The 14,216-nt window shown below is 59.7% G+C and carries 12 protein-coding genes; 3 read left to right on the top strand and 9 right to left on the bottom strand.

Features of this window, described 5'->3' with window-relative positions; all coding sequences use genetic code 11:
• Nucleotides 1-34: 34 nt before the first annotated feature.
• Nucleotides 35-319 (bottom strand): antifreeze protein, encoded by a 285-nt coding sequence (locus tag WNY61_RS13500; RefSeq protein WP_342851943.1) that lies wholly within the window; start codon nucleotides 317-319, stop codon nucleotides 35-37.
• Nucleotides 320-460: 141 nt separating this feature from the next.
• Here WNY61_RS13500 and WNY61_RS13495 point away from each other — a divergent pair, with 141 nt between their 5' ends.
• Nucleotides 461-772 (top strand): ETC complex I subunit, encoded by a 312-nt coding sequence (locus tag WNY61_RS13495; protein ID WP_342851942.1) that lies wholly within the window; start codon nucleotides 461-463, stop codon nucleotides 770-772.
• A gap of 121 nt (nucleotides 773-893) precedes the next feature.
• Here the strand turns inward: WNY61_RS13495 and WNY61_RS13490 are convergent, their stop codons facing one another.
• The 7 genes from WNY61_RS13490 to WNY61_RS13460 all read right to left on the bottom strand — a co-directional run bounded on the left by WNY61_RS13490 (nucleotide 894) and on the right by WNY61_RS13460 (nucleotide 8,944).
• Entirely contained in the window at nucleotides 894-1,976 is a 1,083-nt protein-coding gene (locus tag WNY61_RS13490; RefSeq protein ID WP_342851941.1) for a C45 family peptidase, read from the bottom strand.
• An 11-nt stretch (nucleotides 1,977-1,987) separates the two neighbouring features.
• A complete protein-coding gene (locus WNY61_RS13485) occupies nucleotides 1,988-3,085 on the bottom strand; it encodes a P1 family peptidase (RefSeq protein ID WP_342851940.1) in 1,098 nt (365 codons plus the stop codon).
• Nucleotides 3,085-4,014: a MurR/RpiR family transcriptional regulator gene (locus WNY61_RS13480; protein ID WP_342851939.1), complete on the bottom strand. Its 930-nt coding sequence runs from the start codon at nucleotides 4,012-4,014 to the stop codon at nucleotides 3,085-3,087. The genes WNY61_RS13485 and WNY61_RS13480 overlap by 1 nt, the downstream gene beginning before the upstream one ends.
• Nucleotides 4,011-5,615, bottom strand: a complete 1,605-nt coding sequence (locus tag WNY61_RS13475) for an ABC transporter ATP-binding protein (protein WP_342851938.1) — start codon at nucleotides 5,613-5,615, stop codon at nucleotides 4,011-4,013. The genes WNY61_RS13480 and WNY61_RS13475 overlap by 4 nt, the downstream gene beginning before the upstream one ends.
• Nucleotides 5,612-6,415, bottom strand: coding sequence for an ABC transporter permease (locus tag WNY61_RS13470; RefSeq protein WP_342851937.1), 804 nt, complete (start codon nucleotides 6,413-6,415; stop codon nucleotides 5,612-5,614). Before WNY61_RS13470 ends, WNY61_RS13475 begins: the two co-directional genes overlap by 4 nt.
• Nucleotides 6,412-7,350: an ABC transporter permease gene (locus WNY61_RS13465; RefSeq protein WP_342851936.1), complete on the bottom strand. Its 939-nt coding sequence runs from the start codon at nucleotides 7,348-7,350 to the stop codon at nucleotides 6,412-6,414. Before WNY61_RS13465 ends, WNY61_RS13470 begins: the two co-directional genes overlap by 4 nt.
• A gap of 91 nt (nucleotides 7,351-7,441) precedes the next feature.
• Nucleotides 7,442-8,944 (bottom strand): ABC transporter substrate-binding protein, encoded by a 1,503-nt coding sequence (locus WNY61_RS13460; protein WP_342851935.1) that lies wholly within the window; start codon nucleotides 8,942-8,944, stop codon nucleotides 7,442-7,444.
• Nucleotides 8,945-9,409: 465 nt separating this feature from the next.
• Here WNY61_RS13460 and WNY61_RS13455 point away from each other — a divergent pair, with 465 nt between their 5' ends.
• Nucleotides 9,410-10,576 carry a M20 aminoacylase family protein gene (locus WNY61_RS13455; RefSeq protein WP_342851934.1) on the top strand — a complete coding sequence of 389 codons (1,167 nt, stop codon included), beginning with the start codon at nucleotides 9,410-9,412 and terminating at the stop codon, nucleotides 10,574-10,576.
• A 602-nt stretch (nucleotides 10,577-11,178) separates the two neighbouring features.
• On the top strand, nucleotides 11,179-12,249 hold the full coding sequence (locus tag WNY61_RS13450; protein WP_342851933.1) for a sialidase family protein: 1,071 nt from the start codon (nucleotides 11,179-11,181) through the stop codon (nucleotides 12,247-12,249).
• Nucleotides 12,250-12,564: 315 nt separating this feature from the next.
• Here WNY61_RS13450 and WNY61_RS13445 read toward each other — a convergent pair whose 3' ends face one another.
• Nucleotides 12,565-14,208, bottom strand: coding sequence for an alkaline phosphatase family protein (locus WNY61_RS13445; protein WP_342851932.1), 1,644 nt, complete (start codon nucleotides 14,206-14,208; stop codon nucleotides 12,565-12,567).
• Nucleotides 14,209-14,216: the final 8 nt, after the last annotated feature.

Below are 14,216 nucleotides of genomic sequence, written 5' to 3'. Positions count from 1 at the left end.
AAGGGGCAGGGGGCCGCGAAGGTCGCTTTTGCCTCTACTTCATCAGCCGTTTGCGGTTCTGGCGTACTTTTCGGGCCAAGGGCGCGAGCGAGGCGTTCATGATTTGGTCAGGGCTTTTGCCCGACATCGCCGCCTGCGTACCAGCGTGGAAAGCCTTGGCCATGGCGGGGCCTTTTTCGGCGACCATGCGGTTATTCTCGCCGGGGCGTGCGGGGAGCGCACCGGCCATGGCCAGAATGCGCAATGACATGACGATCTGGGTTTCAACTGCCAGCGAGGTAAGCTGGCTTTGCATGGCGAATAGGGCGAAGGGGTTCATGTGGAGTGCTCCAATGGGGTTATCCTCATGTAGTCTCTGCACTGCAGCATGGTAGAGTTTATTTGCATTATCTTGCATTCCCTTGCCCCTTGGCGCGGAATATTAGATAAAGCGCGAGGTTCCTGAAGTGAGAGTCCCGAAATGCGCGCACGTATCTTCCAACCCGCCCGTACAGCGATGTCCTCCGGCACGGCCAAGACCCGTGTCTGGCTGCTTGAGTTTTCGCCAGCGGAAGCGCGCAGCGTTGATCCTCTCATGGGTTGGACCTCGTCGGACGATACGCAAAGCCAAGTGCGCTTGGAGTTCGACACCCGTGAAGCCGCCGAAGAATACGCCCGCGATCATGGCATCGATGCGCAGGTGCAGTTGCCGAACAAGCGCAAGCCAAACATCCGCGCCGGCGGCTATGGTGAGAATTTTGCGACCGGGCGACGTGGGGCTTGGACGCACTGAGGGTGTAAGGCATACCTAAGTTTTTCCAGTGGAAGGCTAAGTTTTCCAGCACGTCCCGGGTAACCTCGACGCTTCGAATAATTGAAGCGCCTCCCCAGAGCGCCGTAAACGCGGCTGACCGTTATGCGCCCGCGCCTTCCAAAAAATTGAACTCCTGCCAGGGCGCACTTTCCGCTATGCCCTGACGCATACGGATATTGATGCTGTCGGTCATGCTGTAAAGGACGGTGGCAAAGGTACTGGACCCCCCATGGGTTTTCGCACGCATACAGATCGGCGCGTCCGCGTCGTCAAATAGTGTCCTAACCTCCTCTGCGGTTGACAGCCCGTCTTGCCGGGTCTTCAACCAACTCAGGCGATTGGCCGAGCTTTTTGTAAAGCCGGTCGCACCTAGGCGCGCCAGTGCGGTTGTGTCGATGTCCGAACTGATCAGGGGGTGATTGGTATGCAATAGCCTGCCGTTGTCCGGTATGGGCAGCGCCGAACAGGTTCTTGCGGAACATTCGAGCGATGTGATCCCCTCCCGAGTGGCGATCGCGTAATGCTGTCCGCTGGCGTGGCCCACCTCGGCCAAGCGTCTTTGTGCCGTTGCCCTGTTGCGTGCGCCGAGAGCATGTCGGACGGCGAAGGCCACCGGCAGGCCGTCAGGGGCATGTTCCAACATCAGCAGGGTGTTCACGCCAATCGCCAACCCGGCGGAATTAACACCTGTCAGCCCGATCATCCCGGCGGCGCTTAACATCACGGTCTCCGGCATGTCCGGCCCGCCAAGGCGCAGGGCCACCTGTGAGCCCTCCATATGCGCGGGGAGGTCCATATTTTGAGCCAGCACATGCCCACCCGGCACGCGCTGCGCGATGAGGCTGCAGCCCGGCGGCGGTGCCTTCGGTGCCGCGTCATACCACCATTGCTCATCCATTAGGTTATAGACCGCCATCCGAGCAAAGCTTTGGCCAGCGCCGATCGCGATGCCGCGCAACTCAGCCATCAAATCGGGTGTCACCGCCTCAGCGCGTTGCAGCAAGGCGGTGCCGGAGAGGAAGTCGTCGCAGTAGCCATCAAAATCCGCAGGCGCGCGCGGCCCCAGCCCCGCCATTGTCGCAGCCTCCCAATTCTCCAGCGCCGAGGCGATCCGTTTGCGCAACGCCTCGCCGTGGACTTCGCCGCGGGTTCGCGGACTGCCGATGCAATCGATGATCTCCATGGAAGTTCCTTTCAAATGCCCCGCGCGGCGACCATGACAGCGCGCAGCCTCTCATGGTCGATAGCGCGCACAAGTTTGCCCGCAGGCTTCACCGCCACACGGTCCTCGGCGGCGACCATCGCGTTCAGCACGGCTTCCTCAGTCGCCTGCACTGCGGCGGTATAGAAGTAATCAAGATGACTGTCCTTCAACGCCGCCAACGTCATTACATCCGGCGTGTGCCAAGGGTTTTCTTGGGGATTGGCAGTGCTGAAGGCGAGAAAGATATCGCCCGAGTTATGCCCGCCCGCGGTCCCGTTGCGTCCAATCCCGATGCCACCGCGCCGGGCGAGCCGGTTCAGTTGATGCGGGAGCAACGGCGCGTCGGTGGCAATTACCACGATGATCGAGCCCATCTCGGACGGGTAGACCAAATCTTCGGTCATCTCCCGTCCCACTGGCACGCCTGCCACCTCAAAGGCCGCGCGCGTGCCGTGATTGGCTTGCACCATTACACCAAGCGTATACGCCGCCCCGGCCACTGTGATGCGGCGCGAGGCGGTGCCAGTCCCGCCCTTAAACTCATAGGCGATCATCCCCGCCCCGCCGCCGACGTTGCCCTCGGCCACAGGGCCGGGCGCGGCATGATCAAGCGCGGCCCGCGCGTGAGCTTCGGTTACGCCCCGTGCGTTGATATCATTAAGCACCCCGTCATAGGTCTCCCCCACCACGGGCAGACACCACATGTGATCGCGCTCAAACACCTGCGGATAGCGGTCAATTATCCAGCCCACCGTGGCATGGCTGACCATGCCGACACTGTGGCTGTTGGTCAGCATCACCGGCCCCATGAACCACCCTAGATCGGCGATGTGATGGCCGCCGGTCAATTCGCCGTTGCCGTTGAACGAATGGACCCCCGCCCAGACCGGCGTGATCTCTCCGCTGGCCCCGCGCGGGAGGATCGCGCTGACCCCGGTGCAGAGCCCGCGATGCCGCCCCGGTACCGCCTCTTCAATTACAGTGGAGAAGCCCACGGTGACACCGGGCACATCAGTGATTGCGTTGTAAGTTCCGGACGTGCCGCTAAACGGCAGGCCTAGATCGCGGGCGCGAGGAGGGTGGGGCATCAGCTTTGATCCTTCCTGTCACTGGGCAAGATCGGGCGCATTTGGCTGCCCGGCTCATAAGAGAATGGATCAAAATGCGCCGCCAATTCGCGCATTTCGCGCAGACGGTCCTGTGCTGGTGCGCCCACGCGGGCGGTAATCCCACTTAGAAACAGGCCCAATAGCGCCGCGATCCCGGCGGTGCTGTCTAGAAACGTCCGGGTCGAGGTGGCGACTGAGAGCACATGCGGCGTGTATTTGCGGGGCCAAGCGCTGTATTGATCTGTGACCATAATCAGCGGCACATCACGGCGCAGACAAAGCTCGGCCACTTTTACTGCTTCATGCGCATAGGGTACCACTTCGACCATTATCACACAGGACGTCTGGGGCTCTTCAATGAACAGCTCCGACCAATTGCCGCTGCGCCCATCGGCAAAACGCACACCGGGGCGAGCGTATTTTAGCCGGGTGGCGAAATCCATCGCCGTGCCCTTCACCCCCTGAAAGCCGGTGATATTGACGTGCTGCGCCTTCTGCACCACGTCGAGCGCCGCGTCCCACTGCGGGGTGGCCGCCATGCGGTAGACTTCGACGATGGCATCAAGTTCCAACTGCAACTGGGCATCGAGTTCTGAGCCGGTGCCGTCGGGAATGGCAATGCGGCGCGAACGTAGGCTGCCCTCTTCGCTGTCGCTATTGCGGAACTCGGCGTTCACCGCGGCCTTGAAGGCCTTGAAATTTTCGTAGCCCAAGCGCCGCACAAAACGGCTCACTGTCATCTCGCTTACGCCTGCACCGACGGCGAGATCGGCGGCGGTTTCGAACGGCAGATTGTCGAAGTTACGCTCGACCCAAAGTGCCACTTCGCTTTCCGCCTTGGACAGGTTGCGCGCATTCGTGACGCGCTCGCGGGCGGGGCCGGAGGGGCTATGGCTCAGTTTCTTCATGCAGCCCCCACGTGCAAATGCGGAATAGCTTCGATCAACTTCCGGGTATAAGCCTCTTTTGGGTTATCAAAAACCGCCCCCGTTGGCCCGCTTTCGACGATCTGCCCGCGCCGCATCACGATCACCGAATTGCACAGCCGCCGGATCACGGCGAGGTCATGGCTGATAAAAATCATCGAAAGCCCTCTTTCCTTTTGCAGCTTCAGCAGCAGGTCCATGACCTGGGCTTGCAGGGTCACATCCAGTGCCGATGTCACCTCATCCGCGATCAATACGCGCGGATCAAAGGCAAGCGCGCGGGCGATGGCAACTCTCTGACATTCGCCCCCTGACAATTGCCGCGGATAGCGGTCGGCCAGCTTGTCGGGGATCCCGACCTGTTCCATCAGGTCCGCGACCTTTGCTTTCACCTCGCCCGGCGGGCAGAGCTTGTGTCGGCGTAGCGGTTCGGCAATGGCGCGTGCCACCGTCATCCGCGGGCTAAGCGCCTCATAGGGATGTTGGTAGATCAACTGAACCTCGCGCAGATAGGCCACCCGGTCCCGACCCGTGGGATCGACAGACTTTCCGTCGAAATGCACCGTTCCGCGCTGCGGTTTGACCAGCCCCACGAGCGACCGCGCCAGCGTGCTCTTGCCCGAGCCGCTCTCGCCAACGATGCCCAAAGTCTCCCCCGGCCGCACCGAAAGGTTGGCGTTCTGAACTGCAACAAACCCACCCTCGCGCCGCGCGATCAGGTCAGCCAGACTGCGCCCGCCATAACGGATGCGTAGCCCTTTCCCTTCGATCAACGGCGCGCCAGCGCTGGCTTCAGCGACCGGGCGCAGGGTCAGACGATCGGGGTGCGAGGCAATTAGCTTGCGCGTATAATCATGTTGCGGCGTGTCAATCACCCGCGATACCGGGCCGCTTTCCACCATTTTCGAGCGCCGCATCACCAGCAAATCATCACAGACCCGCGCCACCGCCCCAAGGTCGTGACTGACAAAGATCATCGACAGGTTCTGCTCGCGTCTGAGCTGGGCCAGTAGGTCGAGCACGCTTTTCTGCACCGTGGCATCCAGCGCGGTGGTCGGTTCATCCGCCAGCAGCAAATCCGGCTGGCAGGCCAGCGCGCCTGCAATCATCGCGCGCTGCTTCATGCCGCCAGACAGTTGATGCGGATAGGCCCGCGCCCAGCGGGCTGGCTCGGGGATTTGCACCAAATCAAGCAGGCGCAACACCTCGTCGCGCACCGCTTGGCCGCGCATCTGGGTATGCTTGTGCAAGGTCTCGGCCACCTGATCGCCAATTTGCATCAGCGGATCAAGGTGCGAGGCCGGGCTTTGAAATATCATCGCGATGCGCTTGCCCCGGATCTGGTTCAACGCGGGCAGCGGCATCTTTAGCAGGTCTTGCCCATCATATTGAGCTGTCCCGCTGATATTGGCCGCCGGTGGCAGAAGCCGCATCAGCGCACGGCAGGTCACAGATTTACCCGAACCGCTCTCGCCAACGATGCCGAGCGACGCGCCTTTCTCGAGGTCAAAGGAGATGCCATCCACCGCCGTGGTCTGGCCAAAGCGCACCGAAAGGTCGCGCACTGTCAGCAAAGTGCTCATCGCTCAATCCTCAACATCCGGGCCAGCCCGTCGCCGATCAGCGCAAAGCCTACGCCGATCAACACCATCGCTAGGCCGGGGAAAAAGCTGATCCACCAAGCGCTAGAAATATAGGTCTGCCCCTCAGCGATCATCATGCCCCATTCAGCAGCGGGCGGCGACACCCCCATGCCCAGAAAGCCAAGCGCCGCACCAAAAAGGATCACCAGCGTCACATCCGTCATCAGGTAGACAACGACGGGCGACAGCGCGTTCGGCAGCACATGGCGCAGCAGGATGTAACCGTGGGAAAACCCCATAGTACGCGCCGCCAGCACGAACTCAGATTGCCGCAGGACCAGCGCCTCGGCCCGCGCCAGCCGCGCATAGCCCACCCAGCCGACCAGCGCCAAGGCGATAAAGTAATTCTCAATACCCGGGCCCAGCACTGCCACGATCGACAGCACCAGCACGAAGAACGGAAATGGCACCGTGATGTCCACCACCCGCATCGCCACAGTATCGACCCAACCACCGAAATAACCCGCCACCAGCCCGATTGTCATGCCAATGACCAAAGGCGCAATCACGCCCAGCAGACCGATATAGAGCGCTAACCGCGCGCCATAAACCACCCGGCTGTAGGTGTCGCGGCCGACATTATCGGTACCGAACCAATGCGCCTCTCCCGGCGGTTTGAGGAGCGCGCCGAAGTCGATGGCGTAGGGGTCATGGGTCGCCAACAGCGGGGCGGCGGCGGCAATCAGCCCCCAGATCAGCACGAGCATCACGCCAGTTACAAACATCGGAGAGAGTCTCATGGTGTCACCCGCGGATCGATCAGCGCCGACAGCAGATCAACCGCCAGCATCACTAGGATCGTGGTCAGGGCAAAAACGAGCGTTGCCCCCTGCACCACAAAGTAGTCCCGCGCCAGAATGCTATCGACCATCAGTTTGCCCATGCCCGGCACGGCATAGACCGTCTCAACAATGACCGAGCCGCCCAAGAGATAGGCCACGATCACGGCAAAAAGGTTCAGCGTTGGCAGCACGGAGTTGGGGAAGACATGGGTGCGGAAAATCTGCCGATCCCCCAAGCCTTTGGATTGGCCAGTCACCACATAATCGCGGTTCATCTCCTCAAGCAGCGCCGCGCGCAGGGTCCGCACGAGGATCGGCACCACCCAGATCGCCGTGGACAGCGCGGGCAGGAAGAGATGTCGGAAATGATCGGGGATCGTCTCGCCAAAGCCGCTCACGGGGAACCAGCCCAGCGTCACGCCAAAGAAGCGCGCGAAAAGCAGTGCCAGCCAGAACACCGGCACCGCCAATCCAAGCACACCCAACATGCGGATCACCTGATCCGCCGGGCCGTTTTGGCGCTTGGCCGACCAGACCGCCAGCACGATCACCGGCGGCAGGGTCAGCACGATGGTATAGATGACCAGAAATAGCGTCACCGGGTAATGCTGCGTGATGAGTTGCGACACCGGCACGCGGTAGCGCAAGGACGCGCCCAGATCGCCGACGACGAGATTCTTCAAATAGGTGAAGTATTGCATCAAGATTGGTTCATCGAGCCCATAGCGGTCGCGGACCAGAGCGATGGTCTCGGGGCTGGCACGGTCGCCCACCAGCAAGCGCACCGGATCGCCGGGGGTGGCGGCCATCAGCGTGAAGGTGATGATGCTGACGCCCAGCAGAACGGGGATCGCCTGCAACAGTCGAAAGGCGATATAGCGCAGAGTGTTCACAGGCTATCCTAAGTCGAAAATTTGAGGTGCCAAGGGGCAGGCGATTGGTCCGGGCGGCCTGCGTTATGCAAGCCGCCCGGAATGGCCCCGCTCAGTTGGCGGTCAGTTCTGCGTCTTCCAGCGTCCACTGCAGCGCCGGGGTCAGGGTCAGCCCCTTCACACGGTCCGCATAGGCGATGGAGAACGGCGCGTAGTAGAGCGGAATTTGCGCAAGTTCCTCGAGCGAGATCTGCTGGATCTTGCTGTAAAGCGCGGCGCGCTTGGTCTCATCGCGTTCGCGCAGCGCCTCATCGGTCAGCTTGTTCAGCTCTTCATTATGGTAGTTGGTATAGTAGGATTGGCTGCCACAGGTGTCGCAAAGCGCCCAACGGACTGCCAAATCGGGGTCTTCGGTCTCGTTGTAATACCAGTTCACCGTGACCTGATACTCCCCCTTAGCCATGTTCGACCACCACAGGCCGGCATCGACCCGCTCTACTGTGGTTTTGAATCCAACCGCATCCCACTGCGCTTTCAGCAAGGTGGCAAGCTGTTCAAAAGTAGGCGTGATCATCATGGTGATCTCGGCACCGACAAGACCCTCCTCCTCAAGCAGTTTGCGGGCCGCAGCGGGGTCGTATGCGGGGGGCTGCAGCGAGGCATCGTGAAAGTTCAGCGCGTTGGAGAAGGTGCTGTTGGCCACTTCCGCATTGCCCAGTGTTACCGCATCGGTGATCGCGGCCCGGTCCAGCGCCATAGCGGCGGCCTTGCGGACGTTCAGATTGTCGAAGGGTGCCTTGTCGTGGTTTGGCAACACCAGATAGAGCACGGTAGACGGCTCCAGCGCGACCGACACACCGTCGGAGTTGTTGACCTCTTCCACCTGCGCCCAAGGCACGGAACGGTTCACGTCGATCTCTCCGGCCATTGCCATGGTGGCGCGAGCATTGTCGTCGCTGACCTCGATCAGCTCAACGGTCTTAATTTTAGGCAGCCCCTCGCGCCAATAATGCGGGTTGGCGGTCAGCGTGATGCGGTCGTTCGGCTTCCACTCTTTGACCATATAGGGGCCAGAGGCGACAGGATCAGAGGCAAAGGCCCCTTCTTCGCCACGTTCCTCGACATCGTCCTTACTGACGATGCCCGCGTTAAAGATCTCGAGGTTGGACAACATCGGCGCGCTGGCATGTTCCAGTGTGATCTGCAGCGTGTCTTCGTCAACGGCGGTAACTTCCTTGATCGGCGCGAAACCAGCTGGATAGGCAGACTTCTCATCCTTGGCGACCCGCGTCAGGCTAAAGGCTGCGTCCTCTGCGGTGATGGGGCTGCCGTCCGAAAATTTCGCATCGCGCATCTCGAAGGTATATGTCAGCCCGTCTTCAGAGACTTCCCAGCTTTCGGCCAGACCCGGCTCAAGCGCGCCATCCGCGCCCTTACGCAGCAGGCGCGCATAAAGCTGGCCATAAGCTTCGATATTGCCACCGGCAGCCGAAACGATCGGATCAAGCACAGTGACCTTGTTAGGCGAGGCAATTCGGATCGCGTCCTGAGCAGACAGGACCGTGGCCGAAAGCATCAGCGCCAAAGCGGCGGGGATGATCTTGTCGGTGGTCATTTGTTCTCTCCTGTTGGGTTCCCTGTCGCTTTGGTAGCAAAATATCACATCACATGTGAAGTGGTATTTTTATATCTGAACTTTTGGAATGCTAAATCTGTAGAAGTCACACGCTGCAGGATTTTTGCCTGAGCGGTCCATTCTACTACCGAGCGGTAGATGCGGGCCTCAGCAATATCTCAGCGGTGTCGGCAAGGCGATGGAACAGGTCGCAGTGACCAAGATGACCAAGCACGATATGGAGCCAACCAGCAAAAGCGCATGTTTATCTACGGACGTCTGGATGTTAGACGGACGATCTTGTCGCCCTTCAAGCATCCATTTGATGCGGGGGGGGGTACGTATCTCAACACGCCGCATAATGTTTAATCTCAGGCCGTGGCTGAACGTGATTTCTAACGCTGGTCTCTTGCCCGTCCTGCAATCCCGACGCAGGCTGTGCGGAGACCTGTCTGGAGGGACCTGATGCCTGTCATAAACCGCTTCGCCGAAATGCTGCCGGAAATTTCCGCGTGGCGGCGCGATATCCATGCCCATCCCGAATTGCGTTTTGAGGAGCATCGCACTGCTGCGTTTGTTGCGGCAAAACTGGAAGAATTTGGCTGCGACGAGGTACTTACCGGGTTTGGCGGCACTGGCGTGGTTGGTGTGATCAACGGCAAGTCCGGGACCGCGGGCAAGACCATCGGATTTCGTGCGGATATGGATGCACTGCCGATCCAAGAGGCGACTGGTCTGCCGCATGCCTCAACCATTCCCGGAAAAATGCATGCCTGCGGCCACGATGGACACACATCGATGCTTCTGGGCGCGGCAAAATACCTCGCTGAGACGCGCAATTTTGACGGGAGGATCGTAGTGGCCTTCCAGCCAGCCGAGGAGGGCGGTGGCGGCGCACGTGCGATGATAGAGGCGGGCCTGATGGATCGCTGGGCCATTGAGGAAATCTATGGGATGCACAACATGCCGGGGATAGCGGTCGGGGAGTTCGCGGTGCGCACCGGGCCGCAGATGGCTTCGCCGGATAAGTTCGAGATCACCGTGCGCGGCACAGGGGGCCATGGCGCGATGCCCCACAAGGGGGTCGATACGACATTGGTCGCCGCACAGATCGTTGTCGCGCTGCAATCCATCGTATCACGGAACATAGACCCAATGGACAGGGTGGTCGTGTCAGTCTGCGGATTTCGCACCGAAACCGCCACCTACAATGTGATCCCTGACTCGGCAAAGTTACTCGGCACAGTTCGGACGTTCGACCCGAACGTTCAGCAACAGGTGCGTGCGCGTATCGACGCACTGGCAACCGCAACAGCCCTTGGTTATGGCGCGGTCGCAGAAGTCACCCACATTTCGGGGCCACCCCCGCTGGTCAACCACGCCCGGGAAGCAGACTTGGCGGCCGAGGTAGCCGAGGTGATCGCGGGCGTAGCGCACCGTGATCTGGATCCGATAATGGCCGGAGAGGATTTCTCAGAGATGTTGTTGGAGCGCCCCGGCGCTTATCTTTTCATTGGCAACGGCGATAGCGCGGACCTTCATAATCCGCACTATGAGTTCAACGACGAGGTCATACCCGTAGGTTGCAGCTGGTTCGTCACAATGGCTGAGCGGCGCTTGTCGCTCGCGTGAGTTCTGACCGAACGCCGTCAATCTTCGTTTTCTGCGAAGTTACCCTTAGCAGGCGTCAAGGCTCGCCAAGGTTTGCGGCCGCTATCCACAGAGGCCAGTCGTGTAATCCGCAGAAACCTCAAAAGAGCCTTTGACCGGGTTGCGGACACAGCGCCATTTCGCTGCAACTGCACCAGTTTCGACTTCAGGAAATTCATTCAGCAATCGGCGGTTGTGGGCGGGTAGCGCGGATGCAGAGAAAGACTTGAACAAGCCCAAATTGACCAATCGCTGCACGTTATTTATCAATTGGGGATACATGCGCGCATTGCAACGCGCCAGCGGGATCAACTGAACGGTTGATCTGGACGAAAGGACAACCTTTGCAGCGTCGTCAAGCAACAGATGAACATGCGCATCACCGCAAGACCAGCGCGCAACTTGATCTAGGTCGCAGCGTCTGGCGCGCCTTTCTGCTCATTGGGCTTGGTATATGCGCCAGCGTTGCCGGTCTTGGCCATGCCGAAGAGGCCTCTCCATTCAGCATCCGCGCGATCGACACCCCAGTAGGGCCGAACGCCCGAGAACCGTCGCTGGCCGCTCTTGGGAATGACCGTATCGTGATGAGTTGGACGGAAGTTGACGGTGCCGATGCGGCGGTGCGGATGGCGGTGCTGGAAAACTCGGAGTGGTCGCCTGCACGTACAGTTCACCAATCAAAGAAGATGTTCGTGAACTGGGCGGATTTCTCTTCTGTGGTGGCGCTCTCTGATGGCACTTTGGCGGCGCATTGGCTCGAACTTAATGGACCAGGCAGCTATCAATACGACGTCAATATTGCATTCTCGTCTGATGAAGGGCGAAGCTGGACCGCGCCAATCCTCCCTCACGATGACCGATCACAGCGCGAGCATGGTTTCGTATCTCTTATTCCTGATGCAATCGGTGGCCTGACAGCGCTATGGCTTGATGGGCGGGCGTATGACGATCAGGCAGATGACGACAGTTTTGAGAACGCGATGCAGGTCCGTGCCCGTCGCATAACACCTGATGGAACAATGGGCCCCGAAAGCCTGCTTGATGAGCGTGCTTGTACCTGTTGCCAGACATCTGCGGTCCGCATCGATACCGACGATATCATTGCAGTCTACCGAGATCGAACTGCAGAAGAAATCCGTGATATCTCCGTCGTAAGGATGAACGGAGAGGTCTGGAGCAAGGCTGAGAATATCCATGCGGATGGGTGGGAATTAGCCGGTTGCCCGGTCAATGGTCCAGCAATTGATGCATTAGAAATGGACGTGGCCGTTATCTGGTTTACCGCTGCCGAAGGTGACCCAAACGTTAAAATTGCCTTTTCCGGTGATGGCGGTGCCCAGTTTGATGAACCACTGCCACTTGATCTTGGCGCACCCGGAGGGCGCGTTGACGTCATGCAATTGTTGGATGGAACCGCACTTGCACTGTGGATGGAATACGCGCAGGGCGGGGAGGCGATCATCATGTGCCGCGTTTCACCTAAGACGGGATGCACATCTCCAAAGACGTTACACATCAATTTAGGTCGGGAATCTATCGGATTTCCCCGGATGGCCCGAAAGGCAGAGGGGGCTTATGTTGCATGGACCGGATCAACTGATAATTTAAACGGAAGCACGACTATCCGATTGGTTGAAGTGGCGATCGTACCGTAATCGCGCTAGCCCGTGCCAGGTGGTAATCTGGCGACCCGAAGAGCGGATCGGAGTGACGCGCCAAGCCTTCGAGCAAGATGCCGAGTTGAACCGGTAGGCACGGGAACATTCAATCCGCAGGCCTCCGACAAGGATATCATGGAAAGGTTATGGGTCGTTTCCGAAGAGACGGCTTCAGCGGGGGATATCTGGCCAAGATACGAACGCCGGGGTGCTGTATCTCGCGCATCAAGACAGGCATTCGTACGGCTTGCGGCACCGCTCAAAGGGCGCGGCGACAATCGGTGCCGCAGCTTGTTCGCCCGCAGCGTCATGTCACTGCGTCTTGCGGGCGACCTTATTCTGAGCTTCGGCTGTGCTAAGAACCTCGCGCAGTTCGGCCTCGTTGCGGTAGCCAATCAGAATGCCCGCCTTGGCTTCGCCGAGGGTGGCATCCCGCGCGGCGATCCATTCATCCGACTTGGTCGTGCGCTGCGCCATGCGGCGGGTCCAGTCAAAGAACTGTCTTTCCAGCCGCACGATCTCATCGACATAGGCCGGATCGGCACCCAGATCGGTCAGTTCGTCGGGATCAGCTTCGAGATCATAGAGCATCGGGCGAAAACCCTCTGCAAAGATGTACTTCCAGCGCCCGTCGAACAGCATTGTGAGCCTCGCGTCCTTCACCGCAACCCCGAGCCGCCGCCGGACTTCGCGCATCGAATAATCATACTCAGAAATAGCCACCTCGCGAACCGCATCGGTTTTGCCGTGCAAGATTGGCTGCAAAGCACGGCCTTCGATAATATGCGGTACGGCTTGGCCGCCGAAATACTCAAGGATCGTGGGAACAACGTCGATCGCCTCAGCAAGAGCATCCGACCGCAGGCCCCGCGTTGCATCGGCTTCGGGTCCGGGGTCGACCACGATCAGCGGAACGCGGGCAGAGGCGTCATGGAACAACTCCTTCTCACCCATCCAGTGATCGCCTAGATAATCACCGTGATCCGAGGTGAAGACGATCATCGTGTCGTCGGTTAGCCCCTCAGCGTCAAGAAACGCCATCAGACGCCCAAGCTGGTCGTCGATCTGTTTAATGAGGCCCATGTAGGCGGTCAGAACCTTGCCCCTCATGGCGTCGTCACGGAAGGCTTTCGATACGCGTTCTTCCATGAAGGCGCCATAGACCGGATGCGGATCGGCGCGCTCGGCTTCGCTGCGGACTGGGTCAAGATGTGTCTCGCTGCCATACATGTTGTGGTAGGGTGCTGAGACGATATAGGGCCAATGCGGTTTGATATAGCTCAGGTGCAGGCACCACGGCGTGTCGCCAGCTTCGCGGATGAAATCCATTGCACGGCTGGTGATATAGGGGGTTTCGCTTTCTTCATCTGCGGCGCGGGCGGGCTTGTCGGCATTGTCCATGAACCAGCCGCTTAGGATATTGCCATCGTCGTCTTCGGCGCTGTTGGCGACGCTCTGCCAAGGGTTTTCGTCCTGCCAGCCGCGGTCTTTCATAAAGCTGTCATAGGCGCTGTTGCGGGGATAGCGCGGCCCGTCAGGATGCAGCCCGTCTTCACGCTCGTAAGGCTCAAACCCACATTGAGAGACCAGCACGCCGATCTCGCTATCGGGTGCGAGGCCAAGCCTGCGCATGCCCTCGACATCGGCGGTCATATGGGTCTTGCCGCAAAGGGCCGTGCGCACGCCTAAGGGGCGCAGGTGATCGCCCAGGGTCATCTCTCCCACCTTGAGCGGGATATTGTTCCAGGTCGATCCATGTGCGCTGACATAGCGCCCGGTATAGAACGACATGCGTGATGGTCCGCAAATTGGCGACTGAACATAGGTGCGGTCAAACAACACGCCTCGTTTGGCAAGCTGATCAATGTGCGGGGTATCCAGATGCGGATGCCCGGTGCAGGACAGATAGTCCCAGCGGAGTTGGTCGCACATGATGAAAAGTACGTTCTTTGCCATAATCGAGA

Source organism: Sulfitobacter sp. AS92 (assembly GCF_038900015.1).
Lineage (GTDB): Bacteria > Pseudomonadota > Alphaproteobacteria > Rhodobacterales > Rhodobacteraceae > Sulfitobacter.
Note: the sequence above shows the minus strand (reverse complement) of the source record. Positions and strands in the feature narration are given on the sequence as shown.

Coding starts and splice junctions, on each gene's coding strand:
- WNY61_RS13490 (WP_342851941.1), bottom strand. CDS start 1,976: ATGGAGATCATCGATTGCATCGGCAGTCCGCGAACCCGCGGCGAAGTC.
- WNY61_RS13455 (WP_342851934.1), top strand. CDS start 9,410: ATGCCTGTCATAAACCGCTTCGCCGAAATGCTGCCGGAAATTTCCGCG.
- WNY61_RS13470 (WP_342851937.1), bottom strand. CDS start 6,415: ATGAGACTCTCTCCGATGTTTGTAACTGGCGTGATGCTCGTGCTGATC.
- WNY61_RS13475 (WP_342851938.1), bottom strand. CDS start 5,615: ATGAGCACTTTGCTGACAGTGCGCGACCTTTCGGTGCGCTTTGGCCAG.
- WNY61_RS13445 (WP_342851932.1), bottom strand. CDS start 14,208: ATGGCAAAGAACGTACTTTTCATCATGTGCGACCAACTCCGCTGGGAC.
- WNY61_RS13450 (WP_342851933.1), top strand. CDS start 11,179: ATGAGTTGGACGGAAGTTGACGGTGCCGATGCGGCGGTGCGGATGGCG.
- WNY61_RS13500 (WP_342851943.1), bottom strand. CDS start 319: ATGAACCCCTTCGCCCTATTCGCCATGCAAAGCCAGCTTACCTCGCTG.
- WNY61_RS13480 (WP_342851939.1), bottom strand. CDS start 4,014: ATGAAGAAACTGAGCCATAGCCCCTCCGGCCCCGCCCGCGAGCGCGTC.
- WNY61_RS13495 (WP_342851942.1), top strand. CDS start 461: ATGCGCGCACGTATCTTCCAACCCGCCCGTACAGCGATGTCCTCCGGC.
- WNY61_RS13485 (WP_342851940.1), bottom strand. CDS start 3,085: ATGCCCCACCCTCCTCGCGCCCGCGATCTAGGCCTGCCGTTTAGCGGC.
- WNY61_RS13460 (WP_342851935.1), bottom strand. CDS start 8,944: ATGACCACCGACAAGATCATCCCCGCCGCTTTGGCGCTGATGCTTTCG.